Source organism: Vibrio sp. 10N.237.312.B06 (assembly GCF_041464685.1).
GTDB classification, from domain to species: domain Bacteria; phylum Pseudomonadota; class Gammaproteobacteria; order Enterobacterales; family Vibrionaceae; genus Vibrio; species Vibrio tasmaniensis_A.
Map to the genome: position 1 here is coordinate 15,494 of NZ_JBFSPI010000017.1, position 20,314 is coordinate 35,807.

The window sequence follows — 20,314 nt, forward strand, 5'->3', positions numbered from 1 at the left end:
AACTGTTAACCAAGCTCTTAACTAAGTTATAGATACAAATAAGGCCTTCATGATGAAGGCCTTATTTCGTTAAAGCATTTAGCTAATTCAAAACTAGTTGTGAGAAACCACAATCAAACGTAGCGAATCAAGCTGAACCTGAGCCTTGCTGATGTAACCTGTCAGTTCGTTGATTTGAGCTTCGATAACCTCTAGCTCTTCATCACGAATGTTAGGGTTAACCGCTTTAAGCGCTTGTAGACGCTCTAACTCACCGTTCAAGTTAGTTTGCATATCTTTCTGAGCTTGTTGACGAACTTCTTCAACCTTCGGCAGTACATGCGTCTCACCTGCTTCGATTAGTTTGTGAATATCACCTTGTACCGAGTTCACTAGCTTGCTCGCTAAATGACGGTTTACCGGGCTTAGTTGACGGTTAAAGCTATCGAATTCAACCTGAGCAGATAAATCGTTACCACGACCATCCATCATCAAGCGAATCGGCGTCTTAGGCAGGAACTGGCTGATACCGCTGCGCTTTGGCGCTTGTGCATCAACAAGGTAAACCAACTCAAGTAGAATCGTACCGACTGGCAGCGCTTTGTTCTTCAGTAGAGATACCGCAGACGCACCCACACCTTCACTCAATAGCAGATCAATACCGCCCTGAATCATTGGGTGTTCCCAGCTAATAAAATTCATGTCTTCACGAGAAAGCGCGGTTTCACGGTCAAACGTAATCGTTGCACCTTCATAAGGTAAGCCTGGGTAGCTTGGCACCATCATGTGTTCAGAAGGTGTCACAACTAGTGCATTTTCACCCTTGTCATCTTGGTTCAGACCAATGGTGTCAAACAGGCTCAGTGCAAAAGAAACTAGGTTAGTATCACCATCAGTAGACGCGATCTTTTCAGCAATCTCATGGGCTTTATCGCCACCATTTGAATGCATTTCTAATAGTCGATCTCGGCCTTTTTCTAGATCCGATTTCAGGCTTTGATTGAGCTTCGCTGACTCTTCAATCACTTCATCAAGCTGCTCGGTGTTACCAGAAGCCAACATTTCGATCAGTACATCAGAATACTTATCGTAAACTGTACGACCAGTAGGACAAGTCTCTGCGAACGCATTCAATCCTTCATCGAACCAACGCGCTAGAATCGCTTGTGACGTGCCTTTTAGGTAAGGGACATGAATGTCGATATCACGAAGCTGTCCGATACGGTCCAAACGACCAATACGTTGCTCAAGCAAATCTGGGTTGAACGGTAGATCAAACATCACTAATTGGTTAGCAAACTGGAAGTTACGACCTTCAGAGCCGATTTCGCTACAGATAAGCACCTGAGCACCACCCTCTTCTTGAGCAAAGTAAGCCGCAGCTTTATCACGCTCTAGAATCGACATGCCTTCGTGGAATACCGTTGCACGTACACCTTCACGCTCACGCAGTGCTTGTTCTAATTGCAAAGCAGTACTTGCTCGAGAAGCGATCACTAGGATCTTTTCGCTGCGCTTGTCTTGGATTTTTTCAATCAACCAGTTCACACGTGAATCGAACTGCCACCAGCTTGAATCTTCACCTTCAAATTCTTGGAAGATCTCTTCTGGGTACAGCATCTTCATCGCACGAGCTTCGGGAGCCATTTTGCCACCGATCATGCCTGATACACGCATAGAGGTTGTGTACTGCGTTGGGATATCCATCGGCAGTAAGTTTACATTGCGCTTAGGGAAGCCTTTGATTGCAGCACGTGTGTTTCTGAAAAGAACACGACCTGTACCATGGCGATCCATAAGGTTATCAATCAGTTCTTGGCGAGCTAAGGCTTGCTCTTCTTCGCTGCTATCACCTTCGATAACACGGAACAGTGGCTCAACATCTTGCTCAGACAGAAGTTCTGTAATTTGGTTCTTCGCGCTGTTTTCAAGCTTCACGCCAGAGAACAATGCCGTTACAGCATCAGCAACTGGCGCGTATTGGTCTTCTTCTTCAACGAATGCTTCGTAATCGTAAAAGCGATCAGGATCAAGCAGACGCAGACGCGCAAAGTGACTCTCACGACCAAGCTGTTCAGGGGTCGCTGTCAGTAGTAATACGCCAGATGTGTTTTCAGCTAATCCTTCAACCACTTGGTATTCGCGGCTCGGTTTGTCTTGGCTCCACTCAAGGTGGTGCGCTTCATCGACAACCAACAAATCCCATTCACCTTCAAGTGCTTGCTCGTAGCGCTTACGGCTCTTGCGTAGGAAATCCAAAGAGCACAGAACGTATTGCTGTGTCTCGAATGGATTATCTGATTCTGCAAAAGATTCTATGCAACGCTCTTCATCAAAGATAGAGAAGTGCAGGTTGAAACGGCGCATCATCTCTACTAGCCACTGGTGTTGTAGAGTTTCAGGAACCACAATCAGAATACGTTCAGCACGGCCAGACAACACCTGTTGGTGGATGATCATGCCCGCTTCTATGGTTTTACCTAGGCCAACTTCATCAGCCAGTAAAACGCGCGGAGCGTGACGACGACCCACTTCATGAGCAATGTAAAGCTGATGAGGGATAAGACCTGCACGCATACCACACAAGCCGCGCATTGGGCTCTTATGTTGTTGGTATTGGTTGCTTAAAGCACGGTAGCGCAACACAAAGTTATCCATACGGTCGATTTGACCTGCGTACAGCTTATCTTGTGGCTTGTTAAAGCGGATCTGGTTACTTAAAAAGATTTCACGCAGAGTCACCTCTGTCTCTTGAGTATCTTCACGAGTACCCAAATAAGTCAGTAGCCCTTTATCTTCGATAACTTCTTCAACAGATAAAGACCAACCTTCTTGGCATTCGATGACATCGCCTACATTGAACGCCACTCGGGTTACGGGAGCATCTGTGCGTGCATAGACGCGGTTTTCTTCTGACGCAGCAAACATTACTGTCACTGTGCGAGCATCCATTGCTACAACGGTACCTAAACCTAAATCGCTCTCCGTATCGCTTATCCAGCGTTGCCCCAAAGCAAATGTCATGAATCGACTACCTCAATCTTATAGTTGGAATTTGGTCTTTCTAACTGCAATTTCAAACAAGAACGTTATTGCTCTTGAACTAAAAATATAGCCAAAAATGCCTAGTTTGCAGCCACTTTTTAAGTGCGCTCTTAATAATAAATATCTTGAGAAAATGGTGCAGAAAAAGGTCGCTAATCTTACTCGATGCTGTGATTTAGGTCACGCCTAAAGGAGACGATTTCATACTTTTTTTCTGTTTTCATAAGTGCAATCAAACTGTCAAAAAATCATGGTTATTCTATGGAGAGCAGAATGCAGCTCTCAAATGAAGTTTAGGTGAGTTGTTGACTATCACTAGAATCAGATACTAACCTTTATATGAGCTTAATCTACGTTCAATGAATGCAAGGCAAGCCGCACGTCGGCAAGGAGATGCTATGGGCGAGACCAACCGGAAGCTATTTGTTTTAGACACCAATATCCTACTTCACGAACCCTTCGCTATATTTTCTTTCCAAGAGCACGATGTCGTTATCCCAATGACAGTGCTAGAAGAACTCGACAGAATCAAAGACAGTAAAAGAGATGTGGCTCGAGATGCGAGAATTGCGATTCGAACGCTCGAAGACCTGTTCAGGGAAGCCACACCAGACCAAATATCGGAAGGCATCCCTTTTTCTAAAGACATAAACGCATCTGGCAGTATTTCAATACTCGCTGACTACGAACTTCAAGAAAGCATCAAAGCCTTCGCCGATGACAAAGCTGGCGATAACCGAATCCTCAACGCAGTCCTCTATCTTCAAAATAAACGCGCGCCACGCGAAGTGGTTCTTATCACCAAAGACATCAACATGCGTTTACGAGCCAAAGGCGCCGGTGTCCGTTTTGTTGAAGACTATCAAACCGACCAATTGATTGATGATATCCAATACCTCACCAAAGGCTTCCAACAACTGGAAGGCTCATTTTGGGATGGTATCGATAATGTCGAGAGCAGAAGTTTAGGCGGAAAGACGCTGCACACCTTAGCAAGAGCGCCGTTCGAGCCAACCTTTCTCAACCAGTATGTGATTGACGAAGAAAGTGACTTTGCCGCTCGAGTCGAAGAGATTGAAACTGAAAGCATTACACTAAGAGACCTCAGTCGCGAAAGACTAATGAATCGCAGAGCATGGGACATCACACCCAAAAACGTATACCAAGGTATGGCGATCGATGCCCTGCTCGACCCTGATATTGATCTGGTGATTCTCACTGGCGCTGCGGGGAGTGGTAAGACACTGTTAGCCATGGCAGCTGCACTTGAACAAACTATTGAACGTAAACAGTTCGATAAGATCATCGTAACCCGAAACACACCTGATATAGGTGAGTCGATAGGGTTTCTTCCGGGTACAGAGGAAGAGAAGATGTTGCCTTGGTTAGCTGCAGTGACTGATACACTGGAAGCGCTGCACAAGAACGATCACTGCACAGAAGGCTCGATGAAGTACATCTGTGATAAAGCCAACATCCAGTTCAAATCGATTAACTTTATGCGTGGCCGTTCAATTCAGAATGCATTTGTGCTTTTGGATGAGTGTCAGAACCTGACCGCTTCACAAATCAAAACCATCATCACCCGTTGTGGTGAAGGGACCAAAATTGTCTGCTCAGGAAACCTAGCGCAGATAGATTCTTCCTACCTAACTCCTGTGACCTCGGGGCTCACCTACATGGTCGAGCGTTTTAAAAACTTCGAAGGCAGTGCCAACATCCACCTCAATGGTGTAGTGCGTAGCCGACTGGCTGAGTTCGCGGAAGAGAACATGTAGACTCTGCGCGCTCACAGAACCAGTAACCTATAAACAAAAAGCGCCTCACAATAGAGGCGCTTTTCAATTTATCTTTATAGTGATTTTTCAGAGGCTAATCTGCTTTACTCAGTACCACCGACGGTTAGCGAGTCTAGCTTCAATGTTGGCTGACCAACACCCACTGGCACACTTTGACCAGCCTTACCACACACACCAACACCACGGTCAATGCTTAGGTCATTACCGACCATAGACACCTGCTGCATTGCTTCGATACCAGAACCGATCAGCGTCGCGCCCTTCACTGGGTGAGTGATCTGGCCGTTTTCAATCATGTACGCTTCAGAAGCTGAGAACACAAACTTACCTGATGTGATATCAACCTGACCGCCACCGAAGTTCGGTGCGTAGATGCCTTTCTCAACCGTTGCAATGATCTCTTCCGGTGTGTGTTCGCCCGGCAGCATGTATGTATTCGTCATACGTGGCATTGGAAGATGCGCGTAAGACTCACGACGACCATTACCTGTCGGCGCTACACCCATTAGACGAGCGTTTAGCTTATCTTGCATGTAACCTTTTAGGATGCCGTTTTCGATTAGCGTATTGTACTGACCATTAACACCCTCATCATCAACGTTCAATGAACCGCGTAGATCCGTTAATGTGCCGTCATCAACAATCGTACATAGGCTTGATGTAACTTGCTCGCCGATCTTGCCAGAAAATACTGAAGACTCTTTACGGTTGAAATCACCTTCTAAGCCGTGGCCTACCGCTTCATGCAGTAGAACACCAGGCCAACCAGAACCAAGAACCACAGGCATTGCACCAGCAGGCGCAGCAACCGCTTCAAGGTTAACTAATGCTTGGCGAATGGCTTCATCAGCGAACTGGTAAGCAACTTGAGAACCGTTAGCATCACTTAAGAAAAAATCGTAACCAAAACGACCACCGCCACCGGCACTGCCACGTTCACGACGATCGCCTTTCTGTGCAAGTACGCTAATTGATAGACGAACCAACGGGCGAATATCACCAGCGAAAGTACCATCAGTTGCCGCAACAAGCATCTGTTCATGTACACCACTTAGGCTCACCGATACTTCAGTTACCATCGGTTCTTTAGTACGAATGTAAGCATCAAGCGCTTTAAGTAATTCTGTCTTTTGCTGCTTTTCCCAGCTTGCTAGCGGATTAACTGCATCATAGTAAGCTTGGTTAGAGTTACGCTTGAAAGCTTGTACCTTACCGTTTTGCCCTTGCTTAGCGATACCGCGAGCCGCGATTGCACTCTGTTTAAGGCCATCCAATTGGATTTGGTCAGAGTAAGCAAAACCGGTTTTTTCACCAGATACCGCTCGTACACCAAGACCACAATCGATATTGAAAGAGCCGTCTTTAATAATGCTGTCTTCTAGCACTAAAGATTCATGCCAGCTTGACTGAAAGTAGATATCAGCATAATCAATTTGGCGGGTAGCAATGCTCGCCAATGTATCTGCGATATTTTGCTCCGTCAGCCCTGTTGGGTTCAGTAGCGCTTCTTCAATTTGATTGATGCTCATAAATGGCTCTTATTTGTAATTAAAATTGATTGGTAAATCGAGAATGCTGCGCGATTGGCATATTTTGCCTGATTGATTCGCAACTGGATGTGTCTATCTCAACCACCATACTTTTAGGATCTTGGTCTAGCTGTGCAACCACTCGTCCCCATGGATCAACCACCATTGAGTGTCCCCATGTTTCTCTTTGGCAAGGGTGATTTCCGCCTTGCCCTACCGCGATAATCCATGATTGCGTTTCGATCGCGCGGCATCTTAATAATGCTTCCCAGTGAGCTTGCCCTGTTACTGCGGTAAAAGCTGCCGGTACCACTATGATTTGTGCACCTTGCTTGCGTAACTCTGAATACAAGTGCGGAAAGCGCACATCATAACAAATACTCAAACCTAAGCGACCAAAAGGCGTTTCCGTTGTTACCACTCGGTCACCGGGCGTGAAAATATCCGATTCTCGATAGCACTTATGTGCATCAGCAACATCCACATCAAACATGTGTAACTTATCGTAATGGGCCACTAGACAACCAAAATCATCAACCACCAAGGTTGTGGTAGTCACGCCTTTAGCTGTGCTTATCGGCATACTGCCAATAACAATCCAAATTCGGTAAAGCTTTGCTAGCTCAGAGACTTTCTTTTGCAGTGGGCCATCATTTAGAGGCTCAGCATACTGGTGATAGTCGGCTTTACAGCCAAAGACTAACGCGTTTTCAGGGCACACAACCCACTTAGCCCCCAACTCTTTGCACTTTGCTACTTCTTGAGCAAGATAATCAAAGTTCAAGTCAGGGCGAGGGCCTGATGTCATTTGAATCAACCCAACACAATCCATGTGTATCGCTCCTCCATTCATTATGATTCAGAAATCAGCATTTCACCGTATATTAGCTGATTAGGATACTAAGGTCTTTTCGGCTAATTTAAGGTTCATTTGGCTAATTTAAGGCTTATTCGGCCAATTTTCTGAGTTTTTCTGGTAGCTGGAATTCTCCAGAACTGCGAGAAAGCTCGCTCACTGTTGGTGAATCCAACGGCCCTTTCACCGAATAATTAACTTGGGTAAAGACTTCAACAACCGGTGAAATAACCGTAGTCACCGCTAACACGTATAGCGCTGTTTGAGGCGTTACCGCAAAAGCCGTTAATACTGGAATCCCGGAGGTGATATCTGGGGTGAAGTTCACTTCAGCATCGACCTCGCGTGTATTGAGGTTGGCGATCCCTTTTATTTTCATCTCACCGGCGACCGCATCCATATTCAGATCGTTAGTCAGAAAGATACCATTTTGAATCTCGCCAGTTCCTGTGATGCTGTTGAATGCCATGCCATTATCAAAAACGTCCGAGAAGTCGAGCTGCATCTTACGGATAATCGAATCTAGGCTAAACAGCCCCAGTAATCGAGCTGCGCCACTCACATCCGAGATAATACCTTTACCAAATTGGGTTTTAACGTTGCCATCAAGGGTATCCATTTTGATCCCCCAAGGCGAACCATCCCAATTCAATTGACCTTCTAACTCAAAGGGCGCTTTTTGAATCCCGGAAGTAATACCGAAGCGTTCCATTAACTCGCTGTTGTTTTCACCTTCAACATCAAGAGTTAACGATGAGTGACTCTTATCACCTTGCAGTTCCCACCAGCCACTGATATCCGCTTTATTTCCGCCGCTTCGAACCTGAATCTTATTCCACTCAATGCGATCTTCCTGCCTAGTCATCTCAACATCGACCTTGCCAACTTTATACCCTTGCAGCCAAAAGTCGTTCAGGGTCAGCGTCAAATTCGGCATCGCATCATGGAGCTTTCTATCCAATTCAGAGATCAACGGTGCTTCTTGCGCCTTACGCTGTAGCAGTTGATCTTGGTTTTTCTTGTCACTCCACTCAGGAACAAACAGATGCAGGCGATCCAATGAAACAGTCAAATCATAAGGAGGCAAGTAATTGACATCACCTTCTAACTCTTGACTAGAGACTTCCATTTGCCACGCTTGCTTATTTTTTCGAGCGCTAAAATCGACATCATTCCAAGAAATACCACCTAAGATCAGTTCTTTGCTCTCGAAGGTGATGCGACGTGGCGCAGGAATGGTTGGCGTGTTCATCTGACTAAGGACTGCATCTGATGGTTGCACTGGCTCCATGACTACTGACAGCCAGTCATCGGCATTGAACTTATCGGTACGAATCAAGGCATGGTGCCCTACCACGGGGCTAATTTTGTAGCCACCACGACCAAGGACTAAATTGGTCGCCGTTAATTCAGGAACATCGCCGGAAATATCTATCTCAGCTTGGTATTTAGTGCTCGGTAATTGCAGACGCGCGGTAATCGATTCTTGATTGCCCGAGGCTTGTAGCCTTGCCGAACCACTTTCTAATGACTTTTTGGCTAATGGGTATGGGTAATCACTCGCTAAGTATTTGAGGTCTGACTGTAAGTCGAGTTGGTAAGTAAAACCAATATCATTAAGTTGAATATCGATCTGGCTTTGCCATTGTGCATGGCCCGACAAACGGCTTAACCACTGCTCTCCGACATACGGCTTTAGAGGATTGACGTCCCAATCACCTAACACATCAAGATCCACTGCATAGCCAGGTCCATCATTAAGACCTTTAAAGTCAACCGAGATACCTTGATTAAGCAAATCAGCGGCAAGACCACTTGCTGTCACGACATCATTATCAAATTCAATACGACCAGTGGTGTTCTCTAGCACCATTGGTGGAGCTTCAATCTCAACATGATTACCACTCAGATCTGCATATCCCCACGCTCTAGGTTCTTGTTCAGAATCAAACGGAATATTAAGCTGGAACTCAGAAGAGACATCACCACTCACTTTAAGCGCAGTTAACGCAGCACCCACAGAATCTACGAGTGGCGAAGCAGTCATGTAATTTCGAACTGCATTACCAGACGCCGTTGCTTTAGCTTCAATTTCGATATGACCGCCTTCCCCTAAATAAGGAATACGACCAGTGATTCGATCTGCCGCCACATCCATCAATTGAGCGGAGCGAGAGTCTAAATACATCGCATCATTTTCAAATAACAGGTCAAGTTGAAGGTCGGTTATCAATGGCCACGCGGTATCGAAGCTGAACTTAGCGTCTTCTAAGCCAACCCAAACTTGGAAAATACCATCATGATTGGTGTACGGGTATTGGGCTAATTCACCATGCCAAAGTAATTTAACGGTGTCGGCCTTACCCGCTTGAATCGCTGTTGAAAGGTAATCGGTTAAGTCTTGGCCAAGTGCCAATGTCGGCAAATAGCGCCATGTCTCACCGACGTTGTAAGCGTCCGCTTCACCATAAAAAGAAAGGTAAGGGCTAGCGTTATTTGGAAAGTCCAAGCGAAATGCGCCTAGTACTTGTAAATCTGGCGTGGCTGCAGTGATTTTGTCCGACCACAGTTTCCAGCCGTTTTCATCTTGCTGCCAAACAATATCAACCTGACCTTGTTTGATATTCAGAGGCGCTTGGAAAACGTCACCATAAGGAAACACATCATCAATAACATATAAGCTGGCTTTCGCTTCCGAAGCCGAGCCAAACACATGCCCTGATACTTGGCTAAAGCCAGGGACTAACTCCCATTGTTCGATCGCCAAATCGGAAAAGTTCGCAGAGTAACGCAAGCTTTCAATTCCAGAGTCCATCGCAACGCGAATGTCTGAAACGATACCGCCCGGTGCCAATGCATTGATCATTTGGGTAGATTGCGAAGAATCTGGCATCAACTTGATCAACGGAGTAATGGTTTCAACATCAAGTTCAGAAACATTAAGTTCCCACGGGCCTTCATTCCACTTGAAAGCGACATCAACTTCAGGCCAAGGCCTGTCATCCGTTCTTAGATTTAGTGAGTGACCATTAACCTGCCATCCACCATCAATGGGGGATAATTTAAAAACACCCGACTCAAGCATCAAGTCATGCTGACCATCTTCATTCCAAGTCAGTTCTGAAGGTAATACCTCAACATAAGCGCTAACTGGCTTGCTATTTCGTAGCGTTAGCCAGCTATTCAAGCTCACCGTGCCCGTCTCAATGCCGGATTCTGCCTGCATATAACGAGTTAACCAAGGCATTACTGAGATACTATCCGCGCTGACATAAAACTCGCCCGTCATATCAGTTAAAGAACCACCATCAACAAAGTTAGCACTTACTGACAAAGAGTTGAGGTTAGCGTCTTTAATACTTACTACACCCTCTGCAAGGTGATGTTTACCTGAGTTTTGCCATTTTAAAGTTTCGATATCAAGCTGACGTTCTTCACCAGAGATAGTTCGATATAGAAGAGAGGAATCTTTAGCGGTCACATCCACCAAAGTTTTTAAAAGTAAATTGTCCAGCTCCTGCATCACTCGCTTGGAAGAGCCGGGGTCTTTAGGTACATCTTTACCGTTTTGCCCGGCAAATAGATCAATTGAGCGGATGTCGAGGTACATTTGATTCATGACCAAATCGGCCACGACAGGACGCATCTGCACGACCGATTGAATCAAGTCAAACTCAACTTCAACACGCTCAACAGAGAAAGCTACATCTTCTGCGTTGGGAAGGCTAGCCTTAACACCTTGCAGAGCAATAGAGGGATGAGTGTTACGCCAAAAACCACCCACATCTTGAATAGAAAACTCAAAACCGGAATGTTGGTTTACCCAAAGCTCAATTTCAGATTGATACTTATTTAAATTGGGTAAGGCTACACGCAGTGTAGTGACAGCAATGGCTAGTGTTACTAAGAGAGTAACCACTAACCATAGACATGTACGAAGAATCAGAGTAACGCTTGAACTCACAAAATATCCATTACATCATAACAACATCAAACTGCTCTTGTATGTACAGAGGCTCAGCCTGGATTTTAACTTGCTTACCAATAAACACTTCAAGCTCAGCAAGCGCGTGAGATTCCTCGCCTTCTAACGCCTCGGCAACGGCAGCCGCCGCATAAACAACAAACTTATCGGCGTCATACGCGCGATTCACTCGTGTGATCTCTCGAAGAATTTCATAACAAACGGTTTCAACTGTCTTCACGCTACCGCGACCTTCACAAGCAGGGCAGCTAGAACACAGAATATGCTCAATACTTTCACGAGTACGTTTACGAGTCATCTCAACCAAACCAAGCTGTGTGAAGCCATTAATGTTGGTTTTCACACGGTCTTTGTCTAATGCAGCTTCTAAAGAAGTTAGTACTCGCTTACGGTGTTCTTCAGACAGCATATCAATAAAATCGATAATGATGATGCCGCCTAAGTTACGAAGGCGAAGTTGACGAGCAATAGCTTGTGTCGCTTCGACGTTAGTATTGAAAATCGTCTCTTCTAGATTACGACGACCAACAAAGGCACCAGTATTGATGTCGACGGTTGTCATCGCTTCTGTTTGGTCGATAATCAGATACCCACCAGACTTCAATTCGACTTTGCGATCCAATGAACGTTGAATTTCGTTCTCGGTATCGTACATATCAAAGATAGGCTTATCACCTTCATACAACTCAAGCTTGTCTGTTAGCTCAGGCACGTATTCAGAAGTAAACTCTTTTAGATTTTCATATTCTAGACGAGAATCGACCTGAATCTTGCTCAGCTCAGTACCGACAAAATCACGTAAGATACGTTGGCTTAAGCACAACTCACCATACAAGCGAGTACGAGCTTTGTGCTTACCACGACGTTCTAACACCTTTAGCCATAATCGCTTCAAGAATGCGGCATCTTGCGCCAACTCATTTGAATCTGCGCCTTCTGCTGCCGTGCGGATGATAAAGCCACCGTGCTCGTCACAGTAACGAGACACGACTTTTTTTAGGCGGTTGCGTTCTGACTCACTATCAATTCTCTGAGAAACACCAACGTGGCTTGCGCCCGGCATGAATACCAGATAACGAGATGGCAAAGTAATGTCTGTGGTTAGACGGGCACCTTTGGTACCAAGAGGATCTTTGACCACTTGAACGACAATATCTTGCCCTTGGCGAACAAGCTCTGAAATATCACGAACCTGAAATTGCTTCTTTTCATTCTCAGCAACACATTCAGTGTGGGGGACAATATCAGAGGCGTGCAAAAAAGCTGCTTTATCAAGGCCAATATCCACAAATGCCGCCTGCATTCCAGGCAAAACACGGCTTACACGTCCTTTGTAGATATTTCCTACGATCCCGCGTCGAGCATCTCGTTCGACATGGATCTCTTGAAGAGCTCCCCCTTCAATCATGGCCACACGAGTCTCACTCGGGGTCACGTTCAGCAACAATTCAGCACTCATGGTGCACCTCAGATTAGTAATTATAAGAATTCTTGCAGTAGCTGGTCCGTTTCAAATAAAGGTAAGCCGACAACGGCGTAATAACTACCTTCGATTCGGGTAACAAAGCGTCCGCCCAAACCTTGGATCCCATAGCTACCAGCTTTATCGCATGGCTCCCCTGTTTGCCAGTATTGTTCTATTTCTTTTTCACTGAGGGGTTTAAACCATACGTCGGTAATAATGATTTCTGTCTTTTGTTTTTCTTCCGATACAACAGAAACTGCCGTCATCACTTGGTGACGATCATTCGCTAACTGAGTAAGCATACGCTTAGAGTCAGCAAGGTCTATTGGCTTCTCGAGCACTTGCCCTTGGCTTACGACGACTGTGTCAGAGCCCAGAACCACTGTTTCAGAATCAAGAGAACTAGCAACTACAGTATCAGAACCAGAAGCAACATGCTGTTTTTCAGAAGGGTTACCTTTCAATAAAGACAACGCAGCTAAGGCTTTATCTAAAGATAGTCGCTTAACGTACTCTTCGGCGGTTTCTTGAGCGTGTTTACATTCTTCGACATCAGTTACAAGGACAGAAAACTCATAACCGAGTTGAGATAACAATTCTTTGCGGCGTGGAGAGCCGGATGCCAAAACTAAATGTTTCTTTTCCATCGTCACTCTACCTTACATGCCAATGGCGACGTACACGTCTCATTAATAAAAACATCCAAGGCCAAAGTATACAGTTTATCAATGCGCTCCATAGCGATAACGGATTGAAAACGACATCTTGGATCAAATATTCACCAAAGAATATCAGCACTTCAAACAACACTGTTAAGGCTGCAATGATTATCGCTTGCTGCCATAGCGCCATATTTCGAATCACGAGGAAGTTCATTGCAATAATGTACATTACTATTGCCAGCATCATGCCTCTAATACCGAGCGTCGAACCGATCAAAAGGTCCCACAATAAGCCCAGCACTAGAGCACTACCAACGTTAACTCTGTAAGGTAACGCTAAAACCCAATAGCAGGTAACCAGTAATAACCAAGATGGCCTGAATAGGTCTAAACTACCCGGCCAAGGGATCGTTTGTAGAATAAGTGCTATCAAAAATGAGCAGCCAATTACGACTTTGCTTCTTAAAACGCTATTGGCCATTTTCACCTTCTAACAATGCTTGTTCGATACTGGATTGTTCTGCTTGCATCTGTTTATTTTCATCAGGCCACACAAGCAACAAGTATCTGAGCTTATCAAACTCAACTACAGGTTCTGCTTTAATAACGGCGAACTCACGCTTTGGATCATAATCAACAGCAGTCACATAAGCGACTGGGTAACCCTCTGGATATACACCACCAAGTCCAGATGTCACCAGCAGATCTTCTTCTTGTATGTCAGTACTGGTTGGAATGTGCTCTAACTGGATCTCATCAATCATGCCATTACCAGAAGCAATAACACGTATATCGTTACGAATAACCTGAACAGGAATTGCGTTATTTGCATCTGTCAGTAGTAAAACACGACTATTATGAGCAGCAACGAAAGTGACTTGGCCAACAATGCCTTTTTCGTTAATCACAGGCTGACCTTCATACACCCCATCAATCTGACCTTTATCGATCACCACTTGATGTCGATATGGTGAAGTATCCACCGCCATAACCTCTGTGACGACCTTCTTCTCATCACGGATAAACGGAGAGCCTAACAGCTTACGAAGGCGCTTGTTTTCTTCTTGATATTGCTCAAGCAGAATCAACTCGCTCTTCAATCGCAAGACTTCTCGTTTAATATTATGGTTGGATTCAATTAGCCCTTTGCGAGTACTAAAACGGTCGTATACGCCATCAAACATGGTGCGAGGCAAATTAGCGGCATACTGAATTGGCGCAACCATGCTGTTTAATAGATAGCGGACATTTGAGAATGCATCTAAACGACTATCAGCCAGCATAAGGCTGGCTGATAATGTTACAGCAAAAAACAGGCGCAATTGTAGAGAGGGACCTCTACCAAAAATTGGCTTCATTCTATATTTGGTCCTAGAGCGACATTTGATCCTATAGACAAGGTCTTAGGCTCTTTACATAAAACTAGACAAGAAAAGAGCCTAACACTAGATACTATTCTTCGCTGAAAAGATCACCGCCGTGCATGTCGATCATCTCTAGAGCTTTACCACCGCCTAGAGCAACACACGTTAATGGCTCTTCCGCCACAACAACAGGGATACCCGTCTCTTCAGTTAGCAGGCGATCAAGGTCTTTAAGCAGTGCACCACCACCTGTCAGTACCATACCGTTTTCTGAGATATCAGAGGCAAGCTCTGGTGGACACTGTTCAAGTGCAACCATGACTGCAGATACGATGCCAGATAAAGGTTCTTGAAGCGCTTCAAGGATTTCGTTTGAGTTTAGGCTAAAGCTACGAGGAACACCTTCAGCAAGGTTACGACCACGTACTTCAATCTCATCGACTTCATCGCCTGGGTAAGCAGAACCGATTTCGTGTTTGATCTTTTCGGCTGTTGCTTCACCGATCAAGCTGCCGTAGTTACGACGAACGTAGTTGATGATAGCTTCATCAAAACGGTCACCACCGATACGTACAGAAGACGAGTAAACCACACCGTTTAGTGAGATAACGGCAACTTCCGTCGTACCACCACCGATATCAACAACCATTGAACCTGTTGGCTCAGATACACGTAGGCCGGCACCAATCGCAGCAGCCATAGGCTCATCGATTAGGTAAACTTCACGAGCACCAGCACCCAGTGCTGATTCACGGATTGCACGGCGCTCAACTTGCGTTGAACCACAAGGAACACAAACCAATACGCGAGGGCTTGGTTTAAGAACACTATTATCATGCACTTGCTTAATGAAGTGCTGAAGCATTTTTTCCGTTACGTAAAAGTCAGCAATTACGCCGTCTTTCATTGGACGGATTGCTGAGATATTACCAGGCGTACGACCAAGCATTTGCTTAGCAGCGTGACCAACCGCAGCGACACTCTTTGCAGAACCCGCACGATCTTGGCGGATAGCTACAACTGAAGGCTCATCAAGAACAATGCCTTGGCCTTTTACATATATAAGGGTATTGGCAGTACCTAAATCAATCGATAGGTCGTTTGAAAACATGCCACGAAGCTTTTTAAACATATTCTTCGCTCATCCTGCAAGAATTAGAAGACAAAAATTGCACTAAATGTACCAATGCCTTGCTGTCACGGCAAGGCATTGAAGTATAAACATGGACTGAAACCCACAATTTCTTACAGATTCCTAACTTAACAGCCAAAAAATCATATTATTGCTGACCTATTAAGCCACTTTCACCTCGGTAGATCACACGATCGTTCCCGCGATGGATACCAAAGGTGACTACTGTTGATGGATCTTCTTCACCGTCAACTTCAACTCGATTCGCATCTTGCCAACGATAACGAAGCCAAGGAGCAACATTTCCACCACGATTCAGCTCTAACCAAAGTTGAGTTTGCTGTCGGATCGGATTTGACTGAGCCACCTGTATTGAATTAGATATACCATTAACAACACCACCACCCCCTGAAAAATTTACATCAGCGGCCGTAGCTCCCGTTTCAACCCAAATATCTCGGTTGTCACCTTCCGTATTTATACCGGCTAAATTAGTCGAGTTATCACCTTCATGAGTGACAAAACTTGTTCCATCCCAATGCTCAATACGAAGCGGAATATTCATACCACCTCCAGCGACACTACCAACACTATCCATGACCGCACGACCAAAGCGAATAGTAGGCTGAACCGTTAGTAATCGAGGAGTACCATTATAGTGATAGCTAATAGGATCGACGTTGTTCCCCACAGCATCAATTGAAATCGTCGAGGTTGCACTTACCGCGGTATTGAATGGTCCATCCTCATAGCCATCAGCAGGTGCTGCTTTAGCCCAACACAACTCGCTAGCACAGTTAGTAGAAGGCGAATTCTCATGTAGCGTAAATGTGCCAATACTCTTATCCGAGGCGGAAGCCCACGACTTACTCGGAGTCCCAGAATGAAAACGACTGACAAAAACAGGGTTAGCCTCATACAAAGCAAAGTTAGCGGTAATTGTTGGATTAAAATATCCATAGTTCTTCACCGCAGTGAGTTGTAGACTCAGTGCTTCCACATCAAATGTAACGCCGTCAAAAGGCTGATTCATGTATGCATATGATTGATTTCCCGGGTAATCCCACACCGCATTGTTCACCACTTGAAAATATTTAGGATAAAAACGACCAGCGGTTGTTTTATAACCTGGCACCGTCATCCCATTCAGGTAGTCCGGTTTGTCTGCCCATAGTTTAATGCTACCTACTTCAGACCAAGCTAAGCTCTTATACGCGTAGCCATTCAACCACATATCAGCAGGGATAGGTTGCGGTGACAATTCATCACCACTGTTTTTATTACCAACGCTTAATACGCCATTATGGCCATTACTCGGGCTTTCAAGAGCATAATTGACATACACAACTTCATCATCAAAGCCAGATACTGAAAGAGCCCTACATAAATCCCCCGAAAATGAACTGTCAATGAGACCGTCATTATTACGATCAGCACTAGGCTCCCAAGCTATCGCACTAACCGCTAAGTAAGCAGTATTACCTGCGGCGATAAATGAAGCTCCTCCTGTTGAGCTACCGGAAGGGAATGGGGCATTTGGTACACCGGAGTTATCTTGGCAACTCACCAAAGCAAATGGCCTAACATACACATCAGTAGAACTCTGTAAGCCTTTCCAATTGGGTATAGATTGATTCGTGGGTTGCCAGTCAGCATCTGCCAAATGAAGTTTTATATGACCAGCCGACCAGTATTGAGAAGTCAGTTTTGCAACACCATTCTGAAAAACAATATTGTTCACTTTAGTTCCATTTAAAGGTGAACTGCCGATCTTAATGCTATACGAATTGAGAAATAGCTCATTATTCCAACCACTATTGCCTTGAGTTATCTGCTCATAGGAAGCATAAAGTGATTTAGTTCCATCATAATCCGATATTTTCTGACATGCCCTTGGGTTAGAAGCCCCTGATGCTACTGCAGTAACTTCGGTCTCAAATGTTCGGAAAGCAACCTGCCCCTTACCTCCATCAACCCTTTGTTTATCTTCAATTTTAAATCCGTAAGGCACAAACTGATACGGTCCACCGGTTGCACTGATGTTACTTTGCCCCCGAATAGAAGCAGAGATTGAAACCGGAGATAGGCCAATACTTGACAGTGACTTGGTGTAAGTAGCTGTCTGCCCTGCTACGAAATCGTGACTCAAGGATGCAGAACAGGTTCCATCTGAATTTAACCAACACGCATCCCTCGAACTATTATTTGGAATTGTCACATCAAGAGTTCCCGTATAATTATTAACAGGTTGCTTGGTTATTTTATCGACCAGTTTGAAGGTAATAGGAATTCCTGCGCAGGCTAGCCCTGAGCTAGAGCCAGGAGTAATAACCAACTCTGGCTCAGAAAAACACTGGCTTTCCCCAGTAATTTGAGATGAACCACTCATATGAAGATCACGAGTAGTAACTGCACCGTACACGTGTGATCCGTTAGATAAACGGACCTCCCCCTCGCTGTAAATCAGAGCTTTTACTTGTGATTGACTCGATAAATCTATTTTACAACCATACGCTGGACATGCTTGCCCAGATGAACCTTTAGTCGGGTCATAACCAACGATGACAAGGTTATCGGCATTTCCTGAATTATTAATTCTGGAATTATTCGATAAATTTAAGTACCGAGTATGGATAATCACTTTCCCTTGAATATTCAAAGAAGAGTGGGAGTTAATATTCAAAGAGTTAAAATAGTAATCGCCAGCCGTCAGTGTCACGGTTGACTGACCAATTGATAAGCTCTTTTGAGATAAAGGCATTAACGTTTTTGTTGTATTCCAAATATCACTACCTGAATTTGTTATCAAGAAGTCATCCAATTTAGATTGGACGATTTGCTTAGAGGGGTCGTTAGTGCACGATATCCCATCACATTTCACTGCATTACCAAATTGAGCAGTCCCAAATCCAACTTTTCTTTGACCACCTTCCAATAATGCATTAGTTATTTTAGATTGGTTCCACATCTCAATACTACTACCAGACGAGTTCTTCCAACCTTGAACGGCGGAAGGAAAAGCCGAACAGTAGTTTTTCGTAAACTTAGGGAGCTTGCTCACTTGGAAAGCAAAATATCCGATCTCTTCGTCTGTATGAGATCTCCACCCCTTGGAACCATTCAAAGAAAGGTCCTCATCAACCACAAGCCCTACTTGATAGCCATAATCTCCATCACGTTTCACGCTACAAAGCCTTAACCAACCACCTTGCCCTCCTATTCGAGTGAGCTTACTCGCGATAATTCCCGGCAATGACTGATATTCATTTTCAAGGTCATGCATATCATTACAAGATTTAAGGAGCGGTGTTGAGGAGCCACTGTCATCATCAAGAGAAATTCGACCAAACTCATACTTAATGCCGTTTGACGTACCATCGTGCTCATCTGAAATTAAAAATGCTATTTTTTCTGTTTGAGAAGGCGGATTGTTTGTATTCACACGTGTTAACTCTAAAAAGAATTTAGCACTCGTTCTTCCCGCACCGTCTACGCCTGCCGTTAACCATCGGCTTGTTGAACTATTAACCTGTGTAAATACAACGGGATCATCATCCTGTATTCGGTGTGAGCTAAATTTTGAATAAGAAGCAGATTCCCATTTAGGGTTACTTTTTTTTCCATGAGCTTGATACGCTTTAGTCTCTATATATCCCGCAATTGCCTTATGTCCATCACTAAATGTTATGGTTCCGGGCTCAACAACAAGGTAGCTAATCGAAGACATTGGTTTAGAAGCCAGATTGTAACTCCAGTCTTGAGGTGCCACGTCTTGATGGAATGTCGCTTGCGTTGAATTGATGCTTTTAATTGAAAGCGTTGCAGGAGCATCGTTATCGGGGTTGATAGGATCGATCGTTGGCATCAGAAACACCAATGGAGTGGTTCTATAGGTTTTACTGAAGGTGATAGCACAGTCGCTCGACTTACAGCCGGCGGAATCTAAACGCCCAAATTCATAGCGAGCGTCATCAAATTTCGTCACTGGCGGAACAGGTAATGCTCCACAGCTACCACTACTAATACAATATTTATCGCTATCGTAAAATTGTGTTCCTTTTAAGTTCAATCTCAAATATGGGTAAAATTTATCAACACCTGTTTTTTGAGACAAATTGATCGCAAAAGGAGAACCTTTTACTACTCCATCAACAGAGTAGGTAATTATGCCTTTAATATGCCTAGCATTATAATTTGAAGTTCGTGTAAATTTAACTTGGAAAGTTCTTTGTTTTCTTTCTGATACATAGTCTCTTTCATAAACATTAGAGCTATAACCTTGATAAACAGTATCATCGGTCCAAATTGGGAAATAGTAAGCTCCTTCCAAACGAGCACGATTTTTTCCATCAGAATCAATTTGAAAAGTGAAACAAAAACCATTTCGAGCATCTACCCATGCCCCTTTCGTTAAACACTGATTCGCCAATGCCTTGGTTTGAAAAAGTACACTGCAAAGAATAAAAAGTACGACACTAATTCTACTAAATAGGCGCAT

At 44.5% G+C, this 20,314-nt stretch carries 11 protein-coding genes; 1 reads left to right on the forward strand and 10 read right to left on the reverse strand.

The features are described from left to right. Positions 1-93: 93 nt before the first annotated feature. Positions 94-3,003, reverse strand: coding sequence for an RNA polymerase-associated protein RapA (gene rapA / locus AB6C75_RS06730; protein ID WP_372107434.1), 2,910 nt, complete (start codon positions 3,001-3,003; stop codon positions 94-96). A gap of 419 nt (positions 3,004-3,422) precedes the next feature. On the opposite strand from rapA, the gene AB6C75_RS06735 reads away from it, so the two are divergent. Next, complete coding sequence (locus AB6C75_RS06735) at positions 3,423-4,802, forward strand: PhoH family protein (RefSeq protein WP_009847842.1); 1,380 nt, start codon at positions 3,423-3,425, stop codon at positions 4,800-4,802. Between the two features lie 104 nt (positions 4,803-4,906). On the opposite strand, the gene tldD is transcribed toward AB6C75_RS06735, so the two are convergent. The 9 genes from tldD to AB6C75_RS06780 all read right to left on the reverse strand — a co-directional run bounded on the left by tldD (position 4,907) and on the right by AB6C75_RS06780 (position 20,314). Beyond that, positions 4,907-6,352 (reverse strand): metalloprotease TldD, encoded by a 1,446-nt coding sequence (tldD, locus tag AB6C75_RS06740; RefSeq protein ID WP_372107435.1) that lies wholly within the window; start codon positions 6,350-6,352, stop codon positions 4,907-4,909. A 19-nt stretch (positions 6,353-6,371) separates the two neighbouring features. Next, positions 6,372-7,184, reverse strand: coding sequence for a carbon-nitrogen hydrolase family protein (locus tag AB6C75_RS06745; protein WP_135384574.1), 813 nt, complete (start codon positions 7,182-7,184; stop codon positions 6,372-6,374). A gap of 115 nt (positions 7,185-7,299) precedes the next feature. Next, positions 7,300-11,172 carry a YhdP family protein gene (locus AB6C75_RS06750; RefSeq protein WP_372107436.1) on the reverse strand — a complete coding sequence of 1,291 codons (3,873 nt, stop codon included), beginning with the start codon at positions 11,170-11,172 and terminating at the stop codon, positions 7,300-7,302. A 10-nt stretch (positions 11,173-11,182) separates the two neighbouring features. Then, positions 11,183-12,652 carry a ribonuclease G gene (gene rng / locus AB6C75_RS06755; protein ID WP_009847846.1) on the reverse strand — a complete coding sequence of 490 codons (1,470 nt, stop codon included), beginning with the start codon at positions 12,650-12,652 and terminating at the stop codon, positions 11,183-11,185. Positions 12,653-12,672: 20 nt separating this feature from the next. Next, entirely contained in the window at positions 12,673-13,305 is a 633-nt protein-coding gene (locus tag AB6C75_RS06760; protein WP_017098896.1) for a nucleoside triphosphate pyrophosphatase, read from the reverse strand. 7 nt (positions 13,306-13,312) lie between these two features. Next, the gene (gene mreD, locus AB6C75_RS06765; protein WP_135382239.1) at positions 13,313-13,801 is read right to left on the reverse strand and encodes a rod shape-determining protein MreD; all 489 of its coding nucleotides are present in this window, start codon (positions 13,799-13,801) and stop codon (positions 13,313-13,315) included. Beyond that, on the reverse strand, positions 13,791-14,678 hold the full coding sequence (gene mreC / locus AB6C75_RS06770) for a rod shape-determining protein MreC (protein WP_012603147.1): 888 nt from the start codon (positions 14,676-14,678) through the stop codon (positions 13,791-13,793). The genes mreD and mreC overlap by 11 nt, the downstream gene beginning before the upstream one ends. A 94-nt stretch (positions 14,679-14,772) precedes the next feature. Further along, the gene (locus tag AB6C75_RS06775) at positions 14,773-15,816 is read right to left on the reverse strand and encodes a rod shape-determining protein (RefSeq protein WP_009847850.1); all 1,044 of its coding nucleotides are present in this window, start codon (positions 15,814-15,816) and stop codon (positions 14,773-14,775) included. 148 nt (positions 15,817-15,964) lie between these two features. Then, positions 15,965-20,314, reverse strand: a complete 4,350-nt coding sequence (locus AB6C75_RS06780; protein WP_372107437.1) for a DUF6701 domain-containing protein — start codon at positions 20,312-20,314, stop codon at positions 15,965-15,967.